9 protein-coding genes and 7 pseudogenes are annotated in these 15,344 nt (G+C 60.8%); 4 read left to right on the forward strand and 12 right to left on the reverse strand.

Annotation, left to right across the window (positions count from 1 at the left end; all coding sequences use genetic code 11):
- Positions 1 to 129: 129 nt before the first annotated feature.
- A pseudogene (locus ACVWW3_RS37160) lies at positions 130 to 899 on the reverse strand (IS5 family transposase).
- A 736-nt stretch (positions 900 to 1,635) separates the two neighbouring features.
- Here ACVWW3_RS37160 and ACVWW3_RS37165 point away from each other — a divergent pair.
- A complete protein-coding gene (locus ACVWW3_RS37165) occupies positions 1,636 to 2,337 on the forward strand; it encodes a hypothetical protein (protein ID WP_456651399.1) in 702 nt (233 codons plus the stop codon).
- Between the two features lie 105 nt (positions 2,338 to 2,442).
- On the opposite strand, the pseudogene ACVWW3_RS37170 reads toward ACVWW3_RS37165, so the two are convergent.
- Positions 2,443 to 2,829 (reverse strand): annotated as a pseudogene (locus ACVWW3_RS37170) (IS110 family transposase); the annotation flags it as partial.
- Positions 2,830 to 3,215: 386 nt separating this feature from the next.
- Between ACVWW3_RS37170 and ACVWW3_RS37175 the strand changes: the two are divergent.
- A protein-coding gene (locus ACVWW3_RS37175; RefSeq protein WP_456651398.1) for an IS3 family transposase occupies positions 3,216 to 4,365 on the forward strand; the annotation gives its coding sequence in 2 pieces (ribosomal slippage) (positions 3,216 to 3,667 and positions 3,666 to 4,365; 1,152 coding nt in all).
- Between the two features lie 366 nt (positions 4,366 to 4,731).
- Here ACVWW3_RS37175 and ACVWW3_RS37180 read toward each other — a convergent pair.
- Positions 4,732 to 5,483: pseudogene (locus ACVWW3_RS37180) on the reverse strand (IS5 family transposase).
- A 377-nt stretch (positions 5,484 to 5,860) separates the two neighbouring features.
- Here ACVWW3_RS37180 and ACVWW3_RS37185 point away from each other — a divergent pair.
- Positions 5,861 to 6,868 (forward strand): D-alanine--D-alanine ligase family protein, encoded by a 1,008-nt coding sequence (locus tag ACVWW3_RS37185; protein WP_456651397.1) that lies wholly within the window; start codon positions 5,861 to 5,863, stop codon positions 6,866 to 6,868.
- Positions 6,869 to 6,948: 80 nt separating this feature from the next.
- Here the strand turns inward: ACVWW3_RS37185 and ACVWW3_RS37190 are convergent.
- Positions 6,949 to 7,227: pseudogene (locus tag ACVWW3_RS37190) on the reverse strand (IS3 family transposase); the annotation flags it as partial.
- 43 nt (positions 7,228 to 7,270) lie between these two features.
- On the opposite strand from ACVWW3_RS37190, the gene ACVWW3_RS37195 reads away from it, so the two are divergent.
- The gene (locus ACVWW3_RS37195; protein WP_456651396.1) at positions 7,271 to 8,644 is read left to right on the forward strand and encodes an IS30 family transposase; all 1,374 of its coding nucleotides are present in this window, start codon (positions 7,271 to 7,273) and stop codon (positions 8,642 to 8,644) included.
- Between the two features lie 40 nt (positions 8,645 to 8,684).
- Here ACVWW3_RS37195 and ACVWW3_RS37200 read toward each other — a convergent pair.
- The 8 genes and pseudogenes from ACVWW3_RS37200 to tnpC all read right to left on the reverse strand — a co-directional run.
- Positions 8,685 to 9,565, reverse strand: a pseudogene (locus tag ACVWW3_RS37200) (IS3 family transposase); the annotation flags it as partial.
- Positions 9,566 to 10,217: 652 nt separating this feature from the next.
- A pseudogene (locus tag ACVWW3_RS37205) lies at positions 10,218 to 10,362 on the reverse strand (transposase domain-containing protein); the annotation flags it as partial.
- Between the two features lie 113 nt (positions 10,363 to 10,475).
- A complete protein-coding gene (locus tag ACVWW3_RS37210) occupies positions 10,476 to 10,676 on the reverse strand; it encodes a hypothetical protein (protein ID WP_456651395.1) in 201 nt (66 codons plus the stop codon).
- Between the two features lie 14 nt (positions 10,677 to 10,690).
- A complete protein-coding gene (locus ACVWW3_RS37215) occupies positions 10,691 to 11,062 on the reverse strand; it encodes a Maf family protein (RefSeq protein WP_456672344.1) in 372 nt (123 codons plus the stop codon).
- Positions 11,031 to 11,858, reverse strand: a complete 828-nt coding sequence (locus tag ACVWW3_RS37220) for a tyrosine-type recombinase/integrase (protein ID WP_456651393.1) — start codon at positions 11,856 to 11,858, stop codon at positions 11,031 to 11,033. Before ACVWW3_RS37220 ends, ACVWW3_RS37215 begins: the two co-directional genes overlap by 32 nt.
- An 81-nt stretch (positions 11,859 to 11,939) precedes the next feature.
- Positions 11,940 to 12,674, reverse strand: coding sequence for a tyrosine-type recombinase/integrase (locus ACVWW3_RS37225; RefSeq protein WP_456672345.1), 735 nt, complete (start codon positions 12,672 to 12,674; stop codon positions 11,940 to 11,942).
- 68 nt (positions 12,675 to 12,742) lie between these two features.
- Positions 12,743 to 13,375: a tyrosine-type recombinase/integrase gene (locus tag ACVWW3_RS37230; RefSeq protein ID WP_456672346.1), complete on the reverse strand. Its 633-nt coding sequence runs from the start codon at positions 13,373 to 13,375 to the stop codon at positions 12,743 to 12,745.
- A 788-nt stretch (positions 13,376 to 14,163) separates the two neighbouring features.
- Positions 14,164 to 15,320, reverse strand: a pseudogene (tnpC, locus tag ACVWW3_RS37235) (IS66 family transposase); the annotation flags it as partial.
- Between the last annotated feature and the right edge of the window lie 24 nt (positions 15,321 to 15,344).

The raw sequence follows: 15,344 nt of genomic DNA on the forward strand, positions 1-15,344 counted from the left end.
ATCACTAGTGATTCTTTCGATTCAAGATTTTGCCGAACAGCGGATTAGCCCGAGTAGTCAAAGTTATGGGTAATTGAGTAATTGAAAGGATCACCGTAGGCTTACGCTGCGGAGCCGGACAGGCCGGCTCTAGGGTCTGTTGGGATTCATCTGGAGTTTATCGCGGGCCGCGGCCAGATAGATCATTGAAGTGAAGCTCTGGTCGGTCTTGTCGGCGCGCATTGCGATGCGCTTGAATTCCTTGAGCTTGCCGAAGAAGTTCTCGATGAGATGCCGCCATTTGTACATCTCCTTGTCGATGGCGAGAGGCTGTGCACGGCGCGGATGCTGGGAGATGACGACTTTGGCGCCACGCGCTTCGAGTTCGGCGATGATGGCGTTGCTATCGAAGGCCTTATCAGCGATCAGCGCGTTGAAGGCCAATCCCTCGATGAGCGGCGGCACGCCCACCGTATCGAAACGCTGTCCCGGCAGGAGCACGAAGCGCACGAGATTGCCGAGCGCATCGGTGAGCGCCAGAATTTTGGTGGTCATGCCGCCTTTCGAGCGGCCGATCGCCTGGCTTTGCGTCCCCCTTTTGCGCCCTGACCGTGGCGGTGGACCTTGACGATGGTGGCGTCGACCATGGCGTATTCCATGTCGGGATCGTCGGAGATGGCCTCGAACAGCCGCTTCCAGACATCCGCCTTCACCCAGTCGCGAAAGCGCGTGAATGTGCTATTCCAGTGGCCGAACATCGCCGGCAGATCCCGCCAGGGACTGCCGGTTCGGGCGATCCACAGAACGGCCTCGACAAACAGTCGGTTGTCCTTGCCGCTGCGGCCCGGATCTCCCGGCTTGCCAAGACAATGCGGCTCCATCTTCGCCCATTGGGCGTCAGTCAAAACGAATCGGTCCATCCCAAGCTTGAATCACAACCAAGCCCCGATGAGAATCCTGAATCCCAACAGACCCTAGAGGGATCGGGCCTGCAACTCGCTCACCGATAGCGGATCAGTCGCGGAGCCAAGGCTACCGTGTAGCCGTCGGCAGCGCGGGCGAATGGACAGGTGGTGTTTGGAGTGGCTTCTTGGCGGGTTCAAAGCGGCCGCGCGCCGAATGACTGCGCCTTCGCGCCGCATCGCTCACCGGTTTGTCGCGATGCTCAAGCGCGGATACGTGCCGTTCGCGCTGATTGCGTTCGTCGGTCGTCTGCTCGTGTCACGGGCGTGATAGCGTGCTCCTCGTAGTTGATCGTTAAGCTGAACTAGACAGTTAAGCGTCCGCCAGGCCGAGAGAGCGCAACAGGCGCAAGAATTCTCTGAACCAGGCCCGCGGCGGAAGTTGCGCCGACGGCTGACAGGACAACGTTGGTGGCATCGCCGGCGCGGCCTTTGACGTAGCACCAGCTGAGGTATTCATCTTTGAAGCCGTCCGATGTTAGGCTGGAGGGTCGGGCGATGGCGCAGCTCGCGCTTGATGACAAACGAAAAGCCCGTGCTTTCGGAGTCGCCATCGCAGGCGCATCCTCAGATATGAGAGCGCTGCCCCACCAAGTTAGGTAGATGTCGGTCCTTCCACTGACAGCGTACCATGGATCGCTCGCGCTCGCTAAGTTGGCAATCAAGCTATCATCACGGCAGGAGAATGTTGCAAATGAATAGCGTAGTTAATCTGTTGCAGGTGTCTCGCTTTCTTCGGGTCTATGATGACGCCGCCGCCGCAAAAGGTATTAGGATGTCGGTCGGATTCGATTTTCACGAGTATGTGTCGATTACGCAAGCCACTCCGACAAAGCTTCCGACTCAACCAGTGTTCCGGCCAGATCGCTCGCCGATAAAGTTGGGCGAGGGATACTGGATCATCGGCTTCGACAAAAACAACGAAGTTGCGTATCTAGAGGCTGCTCGGCTGTTTGACCTTCAGCACAGCAATTTTGGAGAACATCTTCAATCATTGAAGGTGTTCTATGCTGAGCCCGAAAAACATACGCATCCACAAGATCGTTGCATCTGCACGGCGCCAAGTGCGAAGAAGATCACAGGTAAAGTTGCCTACCACGGAGACCTTTGGGTACGCAGAGACTTTAGGAGACAAGGTCTGCTGAAGGGCGTGGGGGGAATAGGAACTGGCATCACACTTGCGATGTGGAACCCTGATTTCTTATGTTGGCTTGCACAGCGTTGGACACTGGACAAAGGCGTCTACACTGCGCCTCACTATGAATCTGGCGGGGCGTTGTTGCAGTTAGCGAAAGAGAATATTACGGAAGATAACTGGCTTATGTGGATGACGAAAGAGGAGCTGAGGAGAATTTTTGATCCTTACGCATTTGCGAGGCCCGTTCCTGCCTCGTGACTTATTCAACGACGTGTTTTGCAATACTAACCCAGTCCAGCCATTCAGCATTGTTCTGAACGCGAGTGAGTGCAGTTCCTCGTAGTCCTGCGATGGTTCGTTGCTGTAGGTCGCCAATACGTCGGGATTGCGCTCGCCTGCAACAACGGATCGGATAATCCGCATATCGGCCGCTCCCGGGACACCCGACACAACAAATGGCACTGCAGGTTGATCACCATTAGAGCCTTCTGCACATGCAGGATATGGGCGGCAGCATATTCAACTCGCTCGTTGACGCAGATAGGTACGCAGGGTTGCGATCTCGGCATTTGGACGTAAGCTCCCGCGTAACAGACCGTAAGGATGGAGCTGGCGCAAACATGCCGCATCGGCGACATTTGTCTTGCCCAGAACGTTCCTGGCGTAACGCGCATTGACCAAAATGACCTCGAACCCGCACTGTTCCAGGATCTCGTAGGCCGGGATCCAGTAGACTCCGGTAGATTCCATCGGTGTCCTCCAGCCGCCGCCTTTTGGTCTTCGAGGAAGCCTGAGGAGTTGACGTTAAGTCCAGCTTTAAGGTCCCGTCGGGAATGCAGATCAGTGTGTTGGGCGCCGAGCGTCGGCGGCAATAGAGTTACGACGAGAAGGTCCGCCTTGTCGAAGAGACCTTGCAGCCCGGCGAGACCGTCTGCGGCGTGGCTCATAGCCTGCTGTTCACCTGGCGTCGACAAGCGCGCCAGGGGCGACTGGGCGGAGATGCTGGGCCAGCTCTTCTTTCCGTCGAGACCACGCCTGTAGCGGCCGCTCCCGAGCGCCGCCCCACAACCGGTGACCTTGCCCCACAGGCTTGATCCAGCTTGAAGTTCGCTCTGGCCCAAGACGAGGACCAGAGCATGAAGCGCAATCGGTTTACGGAAGAGCAGATCATCGGGATTTTGAAGGAACATGAGGCCGGGGTTTCGGTGGCCGATCTGTGCCGCAAGCACGGCGTCAGCGACGCCAGCATCTACAAATGGAAGGCCAGGTTCGGCGGGATGGACGTCTCCGAGGCCAAGCGGCTGAGAACGCTGGAGGACGAGAACACGAAGCTGACTGAAGGACCTCTTGGGAAAGAAGTGGTGACGCCCGCGGGGAAACGGAAAGCTGTCGCTCATCTGGTGGATGCCCACGGGATGAGCGAACGGCGGGCGTGTAAAGCCATCGGCTGCTGCCGCATGACGATGAGATATCGGACGACCCGGGCTGACGATGCCGGTCTTCGCCAGCGCATGAGGGCGATTGCCCAGGAACGCCGCCGCTTCGGCTACCGGCGGCTGCATGTTCTGCTCAAGCGGGAGGATATCTGATCACCACAAGAAGTTCTTCCGGCTCTATCGGGAAGAGAAGCTGACGGTGCGCCGCCGTGGTGGCCGCAAGCGGGCGATCGGGACCAGGGCGCCGATGCTGGTTCCGATGACGCCGAACGACCGGTGGTCGCTCGACTTCGTGTCGGATCAGCTGATCGACGGTCGCCGCTTCCGCATCCTGACCGTCGTCGATGATTGTACCCGCGAGTGCCTGACGCTGGTGGCCGACACCTCGCTCTCCGGCGCCCGCGTGGTGCGGGAACTGGACCGACTGATGATCGAGCGTGGCAAGCCGAAGATGGTGGTCAGCGACAATGGCAGCGAACTCACCAGCAACGCCATTCTCGCATGGGCCGATCAGAGCCGTGTCGCGTGGCACTACATCGCGCCGGGCAAACCCATGCAGAACGCCTTCATCGAGAGCTTCAACGGTCGCCTGCGGGATGAGCTGTTGAACGAGACGCTGTTCACGTCACTGGCCCAAGCCCGCGTCGCGCTTGGATGCTGGCGGGCCGATTACAATCGCACACGACCGCACTCGCAGCTAGGATGGAGAACCCCGTCCGAGTTCGCCATAACCTGCCACCCGCGCCGGGATCTGGCGCTGCGCTATGCCGAAGGCTCCGCGCCAGCTCCCGTCGCTCCCACCGCCCAGCCGGGCAAATCCAACGGCAAAGGCGAACTCAAAACTGGATAAAACTTGGGGGCAAGGTCACCGGCGCCTTACCGCCGGCGCAGCGTGGAAGGGCTGGAATCATCGAGATCGAGCTTGGCGGCGGCTGTCGTGTTCGCGTTGACCGAGACGTGGATGTTGAGGCGCTGCAGCAGGTTCTTGAGCTCTTGCGATGACGATGATCCCGATTCCGAGCGGCGGTAGGGTCTGGATCGCCAGCGGCCACACCGATATGCGTCGCGGCATGCGAAGCGTGGCTCTCACAGTTCAGGCAAGCCTGAACGCGACCTCATGCCGGCGATCTCTACACCATCCGGGGCCGCCGCGGCGATCTGGTGAAGATTCTTTAGCATGACTTGCTGGGCATGTCGCTCTAGGGTCTGTTGGGATTCATCGGGAGTTTATCACGGCTGCGGCCAGATGGATCATTGAGGCGAAGCTCTGATCGGTCTTGTCGGCGCGCATTGCGATGCGCTTGAATTCCTTGAGCTTGCCGAAGAAGTTTTCGACGAGATGCCGCCATTTGTACATCTCCTTGTCGATGGCGAGAGGCTTTGCCCGACGCGGATGCTGGGAGATGACAGCCTTGGCGCCGCGCGTGTCGAGTTCGGCAATGATGGCGTTACTGTCGAACGCTTTGTCCGCAATCAACGCGTCGAAGATCAATCCCTCGATGAGCGGCGGCACACCCACCGTGTCGAAGCGCTGTCCGGGCAGCAGCACGAAGCGCACGAGATTGCCAAGCGCATCAGTGAGCGCCAGGATTTTGGTGGTCATGCCGCCTTTCGAGCGGCCGATCGCCTGGCTTTGCGTCCCCCTTTTGCGCCCTGTCCGTGGCGGTGGACCTTGACGATGGTGGCGTCGACCATGGCGTATTCCATGTCGGGATCGTCGGAGACAGCCTCGAACAGCCGCTTCCAGATATCCGCCCTTACCCAGTCGCGGAAGCGCGTGAAGACGCTGTTCCAGTGGCCGAACGAGGCTGGCAGATCCCGCCAGGGACTGCCGGTTCGGGCGATCCACAGCACGGCTTCGACAAATAGTCGGTTGTCCTTGCCGCGGCGGCCGGGATCGCCCGGCTTTCCAAGACAAAGCGGCTCCATCTTCGCCCACTGGGCGTCGGTCAAAACGAATCGGTCCATCCCAAGCTTGAATCACAACCAGGCCCGCATGAGAATCCTGAATCCCAACAGACCCTAGTCCATGAAACATATCGACCTACTCGAGTTGGCAGGCGATATCCGAGTGTATATACGGTAATGATCAAACACACGCCGACCGTCTGCTGGTTGAAATGATTTGCCCGAAGGATGAGATCGAAAGGTGAGACGATGGAGAATGCCGGATCAGAGGGCGTGGAGCACAGTGCGCTCTTCAAGAAGGAAGTCTCGGATGGACGCCGCACTCAAGGCTGTCGTCGCCTCCGCACCGGGGTGCCGCGCTGGGGCAGTCGAGCTATTCGCGTTGGACTAATTTAAAGCGAATGAATGTGATGGCCGGCGAGAATCGGAGGAGGCTCATGCGGGTAGCCGTCGTATGGAACCACGACCATAGGGGCGTAATCAACCGGTTCGGTCAGCGTTGTCCGGAGGAATATGACCGCGAGACAGTCGAAAGCGTAGTGGCCGCGCTGGAGGAGAACGGCCACGACACGTTGGCATTGGAAGGCGATAAAGAACTGCTCGCGACGCTCGAGCGGTTCATGCCACCCGATGAGCAAGCCCGCCCTTCGGGAATCGTCTTCAACATGGCGTACGGAATTCAGGGCGATTGCCGCTACACTCACGTTCCGGCGATGCTCGAAATGGCCGGCGTTCCGTACACGGGATCGAGCCCGCTCGGGCATGGGCTGGCGCTCGACAAGGCCATCACCAAGACTCTCATCCGCGACCGCGGCGTGCCAACCCCGAACTTTCGCGTGATGCGTCGTGGAACTGAGAGTACCGAGGACCTGCGATTCCCGCTAGTAGTAAAGCCGCGCCACGAATCCACCAGCCTCGGATTGCAACTCGTTTATGAGCCTGCTCGACTGAGGCACGCCGTAGAAGTGATCGTCACGCAATATGCGCAGGATGCGATCGTGGAGGAGTACATCGAGGGGCAGGAAATCTGGGTCGCGCTGCTAGGAAACGAAGAGGTCGAGATGTTGCCTCTGGTGGAGCTCGACTTCGGCGACCGCGAAACGCGTCTCGTAACTTGGGAAGACAAGGCTCATTTGGCGGCGGCCGAGCCACGGAGGAGTTGCCCGGCGCAAATCGAGAGCAAGCTCGCGGCCACCTTGCGAGATATTTCGGTCTCGACCTTCCGTGCCTGCCTGTGTCGCGATTACGCTCGCATCGACCTCCGAATCGACAGGTCCGGCAAGCCCTTTGTTCTCGAGATCAACTCCATGGCGGCACTCGGTACAGGCACTGCCTATGTCCAGGCCGCGGCAGCCGCCGGACACAGCTTCTCGAGCTTAGTTAATCGCATCCTCCAAATCGCTCACAAGCGATGTTTCGGAGTTGGCATTTCGCGCGCGACCTGAACGCCGACTAGGGAGCTGCTAGGCTGTAACCCTGCCGCTCGAATGGAATGTGAGCTGCACCCGGTTCTGTTGACACCGGCTTAAGCTAATCCGGCCTTCCGTTCGAACTCCATAGGGCTCAGATATCCGATCGTCGAGTGCCTTCGCTTCGGATTGTAGAAGCGCTCGATGTAGTCGAACACGTCGGCCTTGGCCTCGTTGCGTGACCGGTACACCTTGCGCGCTGTTCGCTCGGTCTTCAAGGACGAGAAGAAGCTTTCCATTGCAGCGTTGTCCCAGACGTTGCCCGACCGGCTCATCGAGCAGATCACGCCGTGATCGGCCATCAGCCTCTGGAACTGTTCGCTGGTGTATTGGGCGGATTCAAACGGTCGTCGCAACACCAGGAGTTTGGAGGTTGCGATGAACGTTGTAAGGCGCAGATCGGCGCGGTCAGGACGAGCCCCATTGCCGTCGCCAGGACGGCCCTCTGTTGCCGGGCGCGATGAACAGAATAAATTTTGGCGGGCGATTGCCGCTGGGTTAAGCAGCGAAGATGCTGCACTCGAAGCCGGATTGTCACAACCTGTCGGAAGCAGATTATTCCGAAAGGCGGGCGGCATGCCACCAGCGATGTTCAGATCTTCGGCAAAGGCTCTCTCCGGGCGGTATCTCTCGTTGAATGAGCGCGAGGAGATCGCACTTCTCAAGGTGCAGGGCCATTCCATACAGGAGATTGGACGTCGCCTGGGGCGGGCTGCTTCGACAGTCTCCCGTGAACTGCGGCGCAACGCGGCCACCCGCGGCGGCGGGTTGGGGTATCGGGCAACAACTGCCCAATGGCATGCGGATCGATCCGCCCGCCGGCCCAAGCCGACCAAGCTTGCGCTCAATGCAACCTTGCGCACTTATGTGGAGGAGAGACTTGCTGGCGGCGTCGTAGCCCCGACCGGCGCTCCCGTTCCTGGTCCCTCCGTTCCGTGGAAGGGGCGCCGGCATGGCCCGCGCAAGGATCGGCGATGGGCCAAAGCCTGGAGCCCTGAGCAGATTGCCCGACGCTTGCCGATCGACTTCCCGGACGACAAGACGATGCGCATCAGCCACGAAGCTATCTATCAAGCTCTCTTCGTTCAGGGCCGCGGCGCGCTACGCCGCGAGCTGACGGCCTGCTTGCGAACAGGGCGTGTATTACGGATGCCCAGAGCGCGCGTACGCAGGCGAGGCAAGGGCTTTGTCTCCCCGGAGATCATGATCAGTGAACGTCCTGCTGAAGCTGCCGATCGAGCAGTGCCGGGGCATTGGGAGGGAGACCTCATCCTCGGTGTTGGCAGCTCGGCAATCGGCACGCTGGTCGAGCGCACGACGCGCTTCACGATGCTATTGCACCTTCCCCGGTTGGCGGGACATGGCGAAGCTGCGCGCGTGAAGAACGGACCAGCCCTTGCGGGACACGGGGCTGAAGCCGTGCGCGACGCGATCACGCGCACCGTCATCACCTTACCTGAAGAGCTGCGTCGCTCGCTAACCTGGGATCAGGGGGCCGAAATGGCTCAGCACGATCGTCTCAAGATCGATGCGGGTATCCAGGTCTACTTCTGCGACCCGCAAAGCCCTTGGCAGCGCGGCACTAACGAGAACACCAACGGGTTGCTGCGGCAGTACTTCCCGAAAGGCACAGACCTGAGCATCCACAGCGCCGAGGAGATATCCGCTGTGGCAGCGGCTCTCAATGCCCGACCGAGAAAGACACTAGGCTGGAAAACGCCGGCGGAGGCGCTTGACGATCTGCTGTCATGAGTGAAAGTAACTGGTGTTGCGACGACCGTTTGAATCCGCCTTGGCTGCCGCGATCGGAATGATGCAGCAGAGCGTCCGGTTTGCCTCGTCGCCAGATCGCCATCACCAGGGCATCGGTGACGAGCTGTGCCGTCATCGCTGTACTCATTGACCAGCCGACCACCCGCCGCGAGAACAGATCAACGACGGCGGCCACATAGAGCCAACCCTCCGCCGTCCAAACATAGGTGAAGTCAGCGATCCATTTGCGATTGGGAGCGGGCGCTTCGAAGGAGCGGTCGAGCACGTTGGGAGCGACGGCGGCGATCTGCCGCTCACCCAGATCGGGCGGCAGTCGACGCCGTCGTGGGCGCGCTTTAAGGGCCTGCAGCCGCATCAATCGTTCGATCCGGTGCAGCCCGCAAGATATCCCTTCGGCCAGCAGGTCGTGCCACACCCGCCTGGCGCCATAGGTCCGGTCGCTGGCCAGGAAGCTGGCTCGAACCTTCGCGCCAAGCTCTTCTTCGCTCTGGCTGCGTTCACTGCGCGGCCGTGTCAGCCAGGCATAGAATCCACCCCGCGAGACACCGAGCGCCTCGCACAACCATTCCGCCGGCCAGATCCTTCGGTGCTTCGCAACGAAACCGAACTTCACGTCGATTCCTTCGCGAAGTAGGCCGCGGCGTTTTTTAGGATGTCCCGTTCGGCCTTCAGCTTGGTGACCTCGCGCTTCAGCTGCGCGATCTCCAGTTGCTCTGGCTTCATCTGACCGTGGCCAGGGAATGCATGTTGCGGATCGTCCGCAAGCTGCTTCACCCAATTGCGCAACTGTGTCGGATGAACTCCGAGGTCCTTTGACGCCTGCGCATACGACACGCCGCGCTGCTTGATCAGCCGCACAGCCTCAAGCTTGAACTCTCGCGTAAACTGCCTTCTCTCCATGACGCACCTCCTGCTCCATAAAACACCTAACTTGGTGTCTTCGGAACCGGGTGCAGCTCATAGCGGCCGTCAGCTTGTTGGAGGCACTGCCCCTCTAAAAAAATGTGGTCCATGGGTCCATCCGCACTTGAGTGGTGAAATCGTTTCGGCGGCGATCCCGAGTAGGAAGATCACAATTGGCTTAACCCAGACCCTCCTGCCCATGATCCGACGCAGGCTTGTGACGCCCAAAGACGAAAACCGGAGATCGTCCGGAATTAGAGCCGGTCGACTTCGGGGCTGCTGCCACCGATATCGGATCAAAGATGCGCGTGGATGCGGTGAACCCAGCCTGCACTGATGTGTCGGTGCGCACGTTTGGCACATGTAGCCAGAACCTAGATGATCTGGCCGACCGGCAAAGCATGTGGTGTGACCAGTGTCGCGATGGAAGTAACCATGCGGCGTAGACCACAGGACCACCGCTTCAGCAGTTTCGATACCGAAATCGGTGGACGCCTTGACGCCGTCTTCTCCGAAGCCATAGACCCAGATGACCCTCCTGGATCTCCACTTCTAATGGCGATGTCGCGCAGCCAGTCTTCGTCTTCACCGAGGTCCTTTGCGACCTTGGTGATGATGGTGACGTGATGGACCTTGTTGACGTGGGTGGTCATGCCGCTCGAGCCGAGATCACTGTTTCCGGCGTCCAATTCCAGGGCAGCAACTCGCCCAGCCGATGCGCTGGAGGCCCGGCGATCCGGACGAGGAATATCCGTAAGCCACGCCTGCGCGTCGACACCGTTCATCTTCGCCGTTTATGCCGCCCGCCGAACCATGCCGAAACAGGTCCGGTACGGCACGTCGTTGTCCGCTGCCACCGTCGATCTCGTGCACGGTTGCCCCATTCCATTCGGCATAGTCTGATCGTTCAGAGCGCCCCTAAAGGCGAGCAGGCGATCGTTCGGCTGGAAGCCGGTTCGCTTGCCGCGCTCGTACGGCTTAAGCTTCGCCAGGGCAGCTTTCTTGAGGGCGAGATGGGTTGCAGGTACGTCTGCGTCGTCTCGCCCGATTCATGACCAAGCCACAGCGCGATCACGGAGCAGTGGGCTCCGGCTTGCAGCAGTTCCATCGCACCGCTGTGCCTTAGCACGTGCGGTGACACGCTCTTGGCCTTTGAAGACCGGCAACTCTTGTGAGCGACACGAACATGCTTTCCCAGCGCTGGCGATCGCCGTAAGCTTCATGATCGCAGCTGCGGTTTCTTCGATGGAGCGCCGCGCTTGCGCGTAAACGCGACTTCGCTTCCGGATTCGGCGCCCAGACGGTCACCAGCGTCTGGTCGGCACGGATCACATAGCCTCCGGAAGGATGGGCTGAAACCGCTTTCGCCTTCTGCCGCGCCAGCAAAGGCCAATCTCGCGCGGTTTGAAAAATTTTTGACGCAGCCTGAGTGCCGCGCTCGTCAATGTCAGCGGCGATCGCTTCAAATTGGAGTCCGGCATTCGCCAGTAGCATTGTGCGCACGCCGCTTTGCGAAGCCAGGATCAACGGAGTTTTGCCGCGCCATAGACCCATCTTGAAAACTATTCCAAGGGCTGATTGGTAGCGACTGGACGCTGTCGGCACGGAGCCGGCTCCCGTGCACGTTCGGGAACAACGCTGTTGCTCCTTTCCATAACGGTTCCTTGACCCATGCCTGGAGCGCACACCGAGCGAGTGTGGTCAGCGGAGTGGTCCGCTCCTTCCGTCCTTTACCGACGCATCGTACGTGCGCACCAGACCCGAGGTGGACGGCATCCCGGTCAAGGTCAGTCAGCTCTGAGAGGCGCAAGCCCGTCTGGGCCGCGACCAGCAGCAAGGTGTGATCGCGCCGACCAAGCCACGTCTTTCGATCGGGCGCGGCGAGAGCCGCTTCGATCTCAGGGCGCGTCAGGAAGTGCACCTGTCGCTTGTCACGGTGCTTGCTCGGTATGGCGAGCACGCGCTGGATCAGCGCACTGTGTGCCGGTTCCTCGAAGGACACGAGCCTGAAGAAGGATCTGATGGCCGTCAGACGCAGGTTACGCGTCTTCGCGCTGGCGCCGCGCTTTACCTCGAGATCGGTGAGGAACGCGCCGATGAACGTTGTATCCAGATCGGCGAGCGTCAGGGCCGATGGGGACTTCCGCAGCCGCACCTGTGCGAACATGAACAGCAGCCGGAACGTGTCTCTGTAGGAGGCGATCGTGTTGCCACTAACATTGCGCTGGCGCATGAGGCGCTCGGTGAAGAAGCGCTCGATCAACGTGGCGACATTGCAGGCGGGCTTCATGACGTCACCTCCCACCGCCGATCGAGACGCCGTGCCGCTTCTTCCATCAACACTGGGCAGGCCGAGAGATACCAGTAAGTATCACGCACGCAGGCGTGGCCGAGTAAAGTGGAGCACTGGGAGTTGTTGCTCGACGTCCTTGCCTTCGCGATACCAGTCGAGCAGCGTCCGGCTGGCGAAGCGACGACGGAAGTCGTGCACGCGTGGCCCGGTATGATCAGCTGGGCGCCGCAGCCCAATCTCTCTGGACAATCGCCAGAAGACGCGATGAACGTACTGGTGCACAAGCGGCCTCCCTGTTCGGCAACGAGGAAGGTCGAGCCGCAGCGTGATCCAAGCATCGCGTCGCGCCGGTGGGCGTAGTCGCGCAGCGCGGTTCTCGTCGTCGGATGCAATGGCACGAGCCGCGACTTTGCCGAACTTGGTCAGCCGGACCGTCAGCACGCCAGCGTCGAGGTCGACGTCATCACGCTCCAGGCCCATCGCCTCGGATATACGCATGCCTGTCACCGCGATCAGCCCGAACAAGGTATGGTAGGTCCATCGGCGCAGCCCGTCCGCTGGCGGCAGAGCCACCGCTGCCGTCAGCAACGCATCGATCTCCGCGTCGCTGTAGACATAGGGCTTGGCGCGCTTCCATCCGGGCAGCATGCCGACGGGCGACACCTCCGTTCTCGGATCGAAGTTGGCGACATGGCGCGCGAACCCACGCACGTCGCTCAATCGCAGCGCCCAGGATGCATGACGATCAGGCGGCAGCGTTGCCCATTCCATTGCCAGCTTCGTCGTGATGATCCTGGCCTTGCGCGTCTCCATGAAGGTGACGAAGTCGGCGAGCCGACGGGTCTGGTCCTCGTACTTGTATCCCACCCCCTTGCGCATGCTCAGGTATTTATCGAGTGCGGAGCGCAGATCGGTCTTTGCACGCCTCCCGGCCAGGACAGGCTCAATGTTCTGAGCGCATCGATGTCGACCTTCGCGTAAATCCGGGAGGTGTCGTGGTTCTCGTGCCGTAGCAACTGTCCGATCTCCGACAAGGTCGCGCCAGTTCGGAGAAGGTCGGTAGCCAGACTGTGTCGGAAGATATGGGCGCCGCGGTGGGCGCAACCTTCGATTCCAACGCGATCGAGAGCGGCCTTGGCGATCATGGTGATCGCGCATCCGGAAGCAAAGCCGACGTGTGGCGCGAGTGTGCGGACGAACAGCCGTCGGCACGACGACTTTGGGCGGCCATTGCGCAGATATGCAACGATAGCCGCGCCAATGTCTGGCGGTATCGCCATTCGTGCACCCTGTCGGCCCTTGGCGCGAACGAGTATCTCGCTGGCGCGCCAGTCGATATCGCCGAGGGTGAGCGTCGCAACCTCGTCGGCCCGCAGGCCGAGCTCGGCCAGCAACAACAGAATGGCGTAGTCGCGCCGTCCCATCACCGTCTCTCGGTCGCAACCGTCGAGAGCCTTCCGCACCTGAGCGGCAGGCAGATAGGTCGGTAGAGTTGCGAACTTCCATCGGCGCATCGATGGAACGCAATCCGCCAACGGGCGCGCGTTCAGCCCCCGATGGTGGAGGTAACGGAGAAAGGCACGCAAAGACCAGCACATCGCCTTGCCTGTTCCCGGGCTCCAATCCTGGGCGTGGCGCTCAATGTAGCAGATCACGTCCTCTTGGCTGATCTTGCACAGGGCGCCGGCGCCGCCGGAGCACACCTCGTGCAAAAACCTGCGGATGACCGGGAGATGGCGTACGACGGACCTCGGGGCCAACCCGCGCTCTGATCGCAGGGTAGGCATTGAACTCCGAACATCCGTTCGTGCGGGGTGAGAGGCGGTAGCACCAACGGCGCGACCGCGCCTTCCTCGCGCAGCACCGAAAACCATCGCTTGAGCGCTGCCGGTCACCGGTTTGGATAGACTGCCTCCCGCCTCCATGTCGGAGGTACCGCTCACGACCTGCTCATCGAGATCAATCAGCTTATAGCGGCGGCCCGCGATCCAACTCAGGAGCCCGGCAACTGCGTTGAGGCAACAACCACGCGCCGTGCCGAACGAGCCTCTCTTCGACGAGACGAACGGCGCAGCACTCGACGAGCAGTCCGTGCGGCCCGCTTCTGAGACGCCGGTACAGCCGGCTTCTGCACAAGTACTCTTCAACTTCCATCTTCTTGTTCTCCGCTGCTGACAGCGGAGGCACAGAACGAACTATGTCGAACCGACCAATTAACGCCGGTCAGCCAGAAATCTGAGGATAACGACCCGCCTCGGCATAGTTCGGCGGGCGGCATAACAGCACTATGCCGAGCGCGGCATCGTGCCGTGACGATTAGGCTGTACATCGTCGCGGCACGGTCGGCACCGGTCGAAGCCGCAGAACAGCTAGGACTTCCGTCCAAGAGCGATGCCTCGCAAGCCCCGTTCGGCTGCATTGTAGGAGAGACACACGCGTCCATCTTCCAGGAATGGCGTGAAGTTCGCCCATCGCTTCAGGTGTAGTTGAACGCCTTGGCCAGGTCGTGACCGCGAGACAGTTTGGCGAGCTCTCCGCGCGTGTAGACCTGACGGGCCTCGACCAAGGGCCGGCTCAGCGTCTGCCGCACCTGAAGGCGCTCCTCGGCGCTCTTGCCGTTGATCGAGCGTTCGATCTCGAACAGCGCATCGATCCGCCGCACGACCTCAATCGCGATCGGAGAGAGCGGGATTTCCTTTTTGCCCGCAGCCTTGCGCCGCGCATTCTCTTCGATGTCGGCCATGGTGAAGAACGGACGCCTTCCATGCGACCAGCAGGCAGCCTCCCGGATCGGTCTGGGCCGGCGCCCCGCCAGATAGAGCTGGTTGTACCCATCATAGTCGTCGGCCTGCAGGATGCCGGCATACCCCGCCAAATGCTCCTGTGGATGCTCGCCCTTGCGGTCGCGTGAGTAGTAGGACATCGCTGCTGGTGGGCCCGCGCCCCCAAACGGCCGGTCGTCCCGGAGGTAGATCCTGCACCGTCCCGCATCGGTCTTGCCCTTGGCCAGCACCGGGGCGGTCATTTCATCGGCATGAAAGCGCTCGGCCGCCATCACATGGGCTTCCGCCAGGCGCAGCAGGGGATCCAGCGACGCACAGACCGCCCCAACGGCATCCGCCATGGTCGACAGTGCGATCGTTACGCCTTCCAGAGCGTAGCGCTCGGCCTGGTGGTTGAGCGGCTGGTGCTGGCCGAACTTCTCGAACATGATCGTGGCCAGGAGGCTCGGGCCAGCCCATCCCCGAGCGGTGGTATGGAACGGCGCCGGCGCTTGGCTGATCTTCTCGCAGTCGCGGCAGGAGAACTTCTCCCGGACCGTCTCGATCACCTTCCACTGGCGCGGCACCACTTCCAGCATCCGCGTCACGTCCTCGCCGAGCTTGCAAAGGCGATTGCTGCCGCAGCATTCGCAAGCCGTAGGCCCATCGATCACCACCCGCTCCGGGGAAGGTGATCAGAGAGCTGGTCCCGCTTGTCTGA

This window comes from Bradyrhizobium sp. LM2.9 (assembly GCF_054056555.1).